The organism is Arthrobacter agilis (assembly GCF_002953615.1).
GTDB classification, from domain to species: Bacteria; Actinomycetota; Actinomycetes; order Actinomycetales; family Micrococcaceae; genus Arthrobacter_D; species Arthrobacter_D agilis_B.
This window is the reverse complement of the sequence record NZ_CP024915.1, coordinates 802,991-809,378: the sequence shown is the minus strand read 5'-3', so window position 1 is coordinate 809,378 and position 6,388 is coordinate 802,991. Positions and strand designations below refer to the sequence as shown.

At 71.7% G+C, this 6,388-nt stretch carries 5 protein-coding genes; 1 reads left to right on the top strand and 4 read right to left on the bottom strand.

Annotation, left to right across the window (positions count from 1 at the left end):
• The 4 genes from dnaG to CVO76_RS03890 form a co-directional block, all read right to left on the bottom strand.
• Nucleotides 1–1,679 (bottom strand): DNA primase (gene dnaG, locus CVO76_RS03905; protein ID WP_208740749.1); only part of this gene is annotated, 1,679 nt, incomplete at its 3' end.
• Nucleotides 1,680–1,781: 102 nt separating this feature from the next.
• Nucleotides 1,782–3,062 carry a deoxyguanosinetriphosphate triphosphohydrolase gene (locus tag CVO76_RS03900; protein ID WP_133082154.1) on the bottom strand — a complete coding sequence of 427 codons (1,281 nt, stop codon included), beginning with the start codon at nt 3,060–3,062 and terminating at the stop codon, nt 1,782–1,784.
• Between the two features lie 82 nt (nt 3,063–3,144).
• Nucleotides 3,145–4,386, bottom strand: a complete 1,242-nt coding sequence (gene dusB, locus CVO76_RS03895; RefSeq protein WP_432206126.1) for a tRNA dihydrouridine synthase DusB — start codon at nt 4,384–4,386, stop codon at nt 3,145–3,147.
• Nucleotides 4,387–4,472: 86 nt separating this feature from the next.
• Complete coding sequence (locus tag CVO76_RS03890) at nt 4,473–5,843, bottom strand: YibE/F family protein (protein WP_244186177.1); 1,371 nt, start codon at nt 5,841–5,843, stop codon at nt 4,473–4,475.
• 165 nt (nt 5,844–6,008) lie between these two features.
• Here CVO76_RS03890 and CVO76_RS03885 point away from each other — a divergent pair.
• On the top strand, nt 6,009–6,388 hold a 380-nt coding region (locus CVO76_RS03885; RefSeq protein WP_208740747.1), incomplete at its 3' end, for a serine aminopeptidase domain-containing protein.

Sequence of the window (6,388 nt, the reverse complement as noted above, 5' to 3'; positions counted from 1 at the left end):
CCATCCGCCCCCGCCGCGAGGACCGCGTTGTGCAGCGCCTCGTAGACCGGGACGGTGAAGCGGGACGTGGAGAAGCTCTCCCACTGCGCCGCAGTGAGGAGGGTGGGTTGCTGGAGCACCACCTCGAGCGCCTCCCGCTCCATCCGGGCGATGGGATCCCGCGGATCGGGCCGCTCGAAGTACGGCTCGCCCGGGGTGGCGGACGCCACGGACGCGGGGGACCCCGACGCGGCGCCGGCGGGGTCCGTCGGCCCGGACCCCGCACCCCCCTGCTGCCCCGGGTTCCCCTGCCCGCTCTGCTGACGGCCGTTGGGCGTGTGCCCGGAGCTGCCCTCGCGGCGTGCCGCGGCGGCCACAGCACGGGCCACCTGGTCCTCGCCGACGTACTGCATGCCGAGCCAGCGCGAGAGCTCACGGGTGTACGTGGACCGCAGCGACACGTCGCGGATCTGGGCGACGATCGGGGCGGCATGGCGCAGGGCCTTCACCTGGCCCTCGCCCGAGGAGAGGTCGAAGTTCCCGAAGGACGCCTTGATGGCGAACTCGAACAGGGGACGGCGGTCGGCGATGAGGGCGCGCACGGCGTCGTCGCCGCGGGTCTGGCGCAGCTCGCACGGGTCGGCTCCGGACGCCTCCACGGCGACGTAGGTCTGGGAGTTGAACCGCTGGTCCTCCTCGAAGGCACGCAGCGCCGCCTTCTGGCCCGCCGCGTCGCCGTCGAACGTGAAGATCACCTCGCCCCCGGTGCCGTCGTCGGACAGGAGCCTGCGGGCGATCTTGATGTGGTCGGTGCCGAAGGCCGTGCCGCAGGTCGCGACGGCGGTGGCGACCCCGGCCAGGTGGCATGCCATGACGTCGGTGTACCCCTCGACGACGACGAGCTGCCGGTTCTTGGCGATCTCCCGCTTGGCGAGGTCGATGCCGTACAGCACCTGGGACTTCTTGTAGAGGGAGGTCTCGGGGGTGTTGAGGTACTTCGGCCCCTGGTCGTCCTCGTAGAGCTTCCGCGCCCCGAACCCGACGGTGTCACCGGTGATGTCGCGGATCGGCCAGATGAGGCGTCCGCGGAAGCGGTCGTAGAACCGGCCCGCATTGCTCGAGGACGCGCTGAACATGCCGGTCAGCTTCAGCTCGTCGAGGGTGAAGCCCCGCCCGGTGAGGTGGTTCAGGAGCGTGTCCCACCCCTGCGGCGCGTAGCCGACGCCGAACTGCTCCGCGGCAGCGCGGTCGAAACCGCGCTCCTGCAGGAACTGCCGGGCCGTGGCGGCCGCCGGGGTGAGGAGCTGGTCGCGGTAGAACTCCGCCGCGATCTTGTGGGCGTCGAGCAGTCGCTGCCGCCTGCCCACGTCCTCGCGGCGGGGCCCGGTGCCGCCGTCCTCGTAGTGCAGTTCGAAGCCGATGCGTGCGGCGAGCTTCTCGACGGTCTCGCTGAAGGACGTGTGGTCCAGCTTCTGCACGAAGGAGATGACGTCGCCGCCCTCACCACAGCCGAAGCAGTGGTAGGAACCCATCTGCGGACGGACGTGGAAGGACGGGGACCGCTCGTCGTGGAAGGGACACAGCCCCTTCCACGAGCCGATCCCCGCGGACTTCAGGGTGACGTAGGCGTCGACCACTTCCTTGATGTCGGTGCGCTGGCGTACCTCATCGATGTCTTCCCGCTTGATGAGTCCGGCCATGGAACCCAGTTTAGGCCCGCCCCACCGACACCCTGACCGGCACGGGAGGGGACGTGCGCAACGCCTCGCCGCGTCCCGGTCGCACCGCGGCCCCTGCCCCGCCTACCAGAGGGCCGGGACCGGGCCGACGATGCGCTCGTGCAGGCCGAGCGCCGAGGCGTCCGTCAGGGAGGCCACCTGGTCGATGACGACGCGCAGGCGGGCGTCGTCGTCCGGTGCACCGCGCCAGTCGGCCGCGAACATCGGCTCGAGGGAGCGGTCGCCGTCTGCGTGGATCTGCGCGACGAGGGACGCGAGGATCTCCCGCTGGCGCTCGTACAGCGGCTGGCGGTGGTCGGTGGTCATGACGTAGGTCGTCGCGAGGCCCTTCATCACGGCGATCTCCATGATGGTCTCCTCCGGTACCACCATCTCCGCGTTGTAGCGGGTCAGCGGATCCGGTCCGTAGATGGAGCGCGTTGACTGCATGGCGCTCTGGCAGAAGCGGCCGATCAACTGGCTGGTCATGTTCTTCAGGGCAGCCATCGACCGCCGTGTGCCGTCCGCCTCGCGGACCCAGACGGGCGTCCGTTCCAGGCGTGCCAGCGCCGCGTCGACGGCCGCCGGGTCACTGCCGGGGAGGTACCACTGCTGGGTGTAGCCCACCACGCGGGCGCGGGCGTCCGCGCTGTCCATCCACTTCAGCTGCAGGTGCCCGGCGACGATCGCGTCCTCGACGTCGTGCACGGAGTAGGAGATGTCGTCGGCGAGGTCCATGACCTGCGCCTCGAGGCACGACCGGCCCTCGGGGGCACCGTGGCGCAGCCACTCGAAGACCGGCAGGTCGTCGTCGTACGCACCGAACTTGGTGGTGCGCTGGCCCCCGATCACGGGTGCCGACGAGGCGGCCCACGGGTACTTGCAGGAGGCGTCCAGGCTGGCCCGGGTCAGGTTGAGGCCCGCCGGGCCGCCGTCGGGCGCGAGGACCTTCGGCTCGAGGCGTGTGAGGAGGCGCAGGGTCTGGGCGTTGCCCTCGAACCCGCCGATGCCGTGGGCGATGTCGTTGAGGGCGGACTCCCCGTTGTGGCCGAAGGGCGGGTGCCCGAGATCGTGGGCCAGGCACGCGGTGTCCACGATGTCGGGGTCGCACCCCAGGGTCCTGCCGAGCTCGCGGCCGACCTGCGCGACCTCGAGGGAATGGGTCAGGCGCGTGCGCACGAAGTCGTCGGTGTCCGGAGCGACCACCTGTGTCTTGGCACCGAGGCGGCGCAGCGCCGAGGAGTGCAGCACGCGGGCACGGTCCCGTTCGAAGTCGGTCCGGTGCGAGCTCTTGGGCGGCTCCTCCACCCACCGCGCGGTGTCGGCGACGGCGTAGCCGGTGGCGTGCTGTTCGGGGAAGCTCATGATGCCTTTCTAGCGCAACGATCGGGAAGTGGCCCGCGGGCGTGCGCCGTTGTGGATCGGGCGGGGCGGGCGGGAGCCCGGATCAGCCGCCGGAGACGTCTACCTCGGCGGCGGCGATGTCGGCCTGCTGTGCTGCGTCCAGGACGCGGCCGTCGAGCCAGTGCTCGGGCAGCGCGGTCCTCTTCGGGGACCCTGCGCGGCCGCGGGGCCCCTCGGCGTCCGGGCCCGGGTACGGCGAATCCTTGTCGAGCTCGTCGAGCAGTCCGCGCAGGACCTCGAGGGTGGGCACCGTGGCCAGCTTGGCGCGCAGTTCCCCACCCACGACGTAGCCCTTGAAGTACCAGGCCATGTGCTTGCGGATGTCCCGCAGCCCCATCATCTCGCTGCCGAAGGTCTCCACGAGGAGCTCCGCGTGCCGGTAGACGGTGTCCGCGACCTGCCCCAGCCCCGGCCGGTACCGGTCCGCGCTGCCCTCGAAGGCGTGGCGTAGGTCGCCGAAGAGCCACGGACGGCCCTGGCAGCCGCGTCCGATGACGACGCCGTCGACGCCGGTCTGCCGCACCATGCGCACGGCGTCCTCGGCACTCCAGATGTCCCCGTTGCCGAGGACGGGGATGTCCGGCAGGGCCTCGCGCAGCTCGGCGATCGCGTTCCAGTCGGCCTTGCCCGAGTAGAACTGGGACGCGGTGCGCCCATGCAGGGCGACGGCGGCGACGCCGCTGTCCCGGGCGATCCTGCCGGCCTCGCGGAACGTCAGGTGGTCCTCGTCGATGCCCTTGCGCATCTTGATGGTGAGGGGCACGTTCCCCTTCGACGCCTCCCGCACGGCGGTCTGCACGATGCCCGTGAAGAGGTCGAGCTTCCAGGGCAGGGCCGCTCCCCCGCCCTTGCGGGTGACCTTCGGGACGGGGCAGCCGAAGTTGAGGTCGATGTGGTCGGCGCGGTCCTCCTCGACGAGGAGTCGCACCGCGGCCCCCACGGTCTTCGGGTCGACGCCGTACAGCTGCACCGAGCGCACCTTCTCGTCGTCGTCGTGCGAGATGATGCGCATCGACTCCGGGCTGCGCTCCACGAGCGCGCGGGAGGTCACCATCTCGGACACGTAGAGCCCGCCGCCGTACTCGCGGCACAGCCGGCGGAACGCCTTGTTGGTGATGCCTGCCATCGGGGCGAGGATCACCGGCGTGTCCACGGTGATGCCGCCCAGGGCGAGCGGGGGGAGGTCGAGCTTCAGGGCGCCGTCGGCTGCCTCGGGCAGCGCAGCCGCGGGGTCGCCGTAGCCGGGATCGCCGGAGGGGACGGGGAGGGTGGTTACTGCGGTCACCCCTCCATTGTCGCAAGGTGCCGCAAATCCGGTGGCGGTGTCCGCTGTGCGCCTGCGCTCCCGGGCGGCCTTCCGCCAGGCGTTCGTCATGCGTCCTGCTCCGCCGCCCGGCGGGCACTCCGCTCGCCGAGCCCCACGAGGCGCCCGCCCGGCGGCAGCGTCCCCGCTCCCGCCGCGAGGACCGCCGGCGTCGTCCCGCTCCCGGCCGGGCCGTCGCCCGATCCACCACCCGCCGTCCTCGGCCCGACCGCCTTCACCACCAGCACCGCGATCGCGGTGGTGAGCGGGATGGCGAGGACGAGACCGATCGAGCCCACCAGGGTGCGCGCCACTTCTTCCGCCAGTTCGCCACTGGTGAGGGTGTCGAGGAGGGCACGGTCGTAGAGGGAGACGAGAATCAGCACGGGCAGCGCCGCCCCGGCGTAGGCGAACGCGATCGTGTAGACCGTCGAGGCGATGTGGTCGCGTCCGATCCTCATGGCGGAGGCGAAGAGGCGGCGCCCGGAGGTGTTCGGCGCGAGCTCGTGGAGCTCCCACACGGAGGAGGACTGCGTGATGGTGACGTCGTTGAGCACTCCGAGGCCCGAGATGATCAGGCCGCACAGGATGATCGAGGAGATGGACAGCTCGTCGGACGCGTTGACGAGCGTGTACGCGTTCTCGTCCCCCATACCCGTCAGGTGGGCGGCGTCCGTGGTCCAGGCGGCGAGGGCCGCGGTGACACCGAGGCCGAAGACCGTCCCGAGCAGCGCCGTGGAGGTCCGGGCGGAGACGCCGTGCGCGAAGTAGAGCACGCCGTACATGATCACCACGGAACCCACGAGCCCGAGCAGCAGGGGCGGCTTGCCCTCGACGAGCCCGGGCAGGACGAACTGCGCGAGGATCACGAGCGCACCGACGAGGCCGATCATGGCTCGCAGGCCGCGCCAGCGTGCGACCGCGACCACGACGACGGCGTACCCGACGGCGAGCGCGACGATCGGCACCGAGCGGACGAAGTCGACGAACACGTACGGTGCGGCTCCGCCCTGGAGGACGTTCGCGAGGTTCAGGTAGCGGATCTCGTCGCCCGCCTCGACCGCATCGGTCCTCGCCAGCTCCGGCGTCACCTCGACGGGGACGAGGTCGCCGCCGAGCGCGGGCTGCGTGTCGGCGATGGTGCAGATCTGCGCGGTGCCGCCCGCGTCCACGGTGGGCCGGGAGGACGGACAGTCCCCTTCGCGGACGGCCAGGACGGTCCCGCGGTCGAAACTGACCCCCTCCGCCGTGGCATACGGGTTCGCGACCGACAGGGACGTGCGGTCTCCGCTCGGCCAGAGCAGCACCATCGCGATGAGGGTGATCACCCCGAGCGGTACGAGGAGAGCCGAGAGCAGCAGGGTCGCCCGCCGCCGCGTGGCGATCGCGGAGGCCGACGGCTCGGCATTCCCGGTGGTATGGAGGTGGCTGGAGCCCACGGATGTCCCTCGGCTGGAATCGGTTCGAACGGGTAGCTTGGTTCCTGCTGGTGGCGTGCAGGCGGATTCCGCGCTCGCCGCGCACGCCCTTGGATTCTACGGGCCGGGGCACGGACGGCCTGCGGGCGGAGGGGACGGCGGATGGCACGGCGGATGGCACGGCGGATGGCACGGAGAGCGGGACGGGCGGAGGATTCCGACCCCGTCGTCACCGTGAGCGGCGCGTCCGACGGCGTCCGCGGTGTCGCGCTGGTGCTGCACGGCGGACGGGCGGACAGTTTCGAGGCCGTACGGCCCCGGCACCTCAGCCCCCTGCGGATGCGTCCGTTCGCGGCACGGCTCGCAGCGGCGGGATCCGCCCATGGTCTGGCCGTCTGGGCCCTGCGCAACCGGGTGCGGGGGTGGAACGGCGCGGACGAGTCGGCGCTGGGGGACGCCCGCTGGGCTCTGGACCGCATCGCCGCAGCGCATCCGTCGGTGCCGGTCTACCTGCTCGGCCACTCGATGGGAGGGCGGACGGCCATCGCCGCCGCCGGCCATCGGCA

What these genes read in the sequence shown, in the direction of transcription:
- CVO76_RS03900 (WP_133082154.1), bottom strand. Translation starts at nt 3,062, where the DNA reads ATGAGCTTCCCCGAACAGCACGCCACCGGCTACGCCGTCGCCGACACC.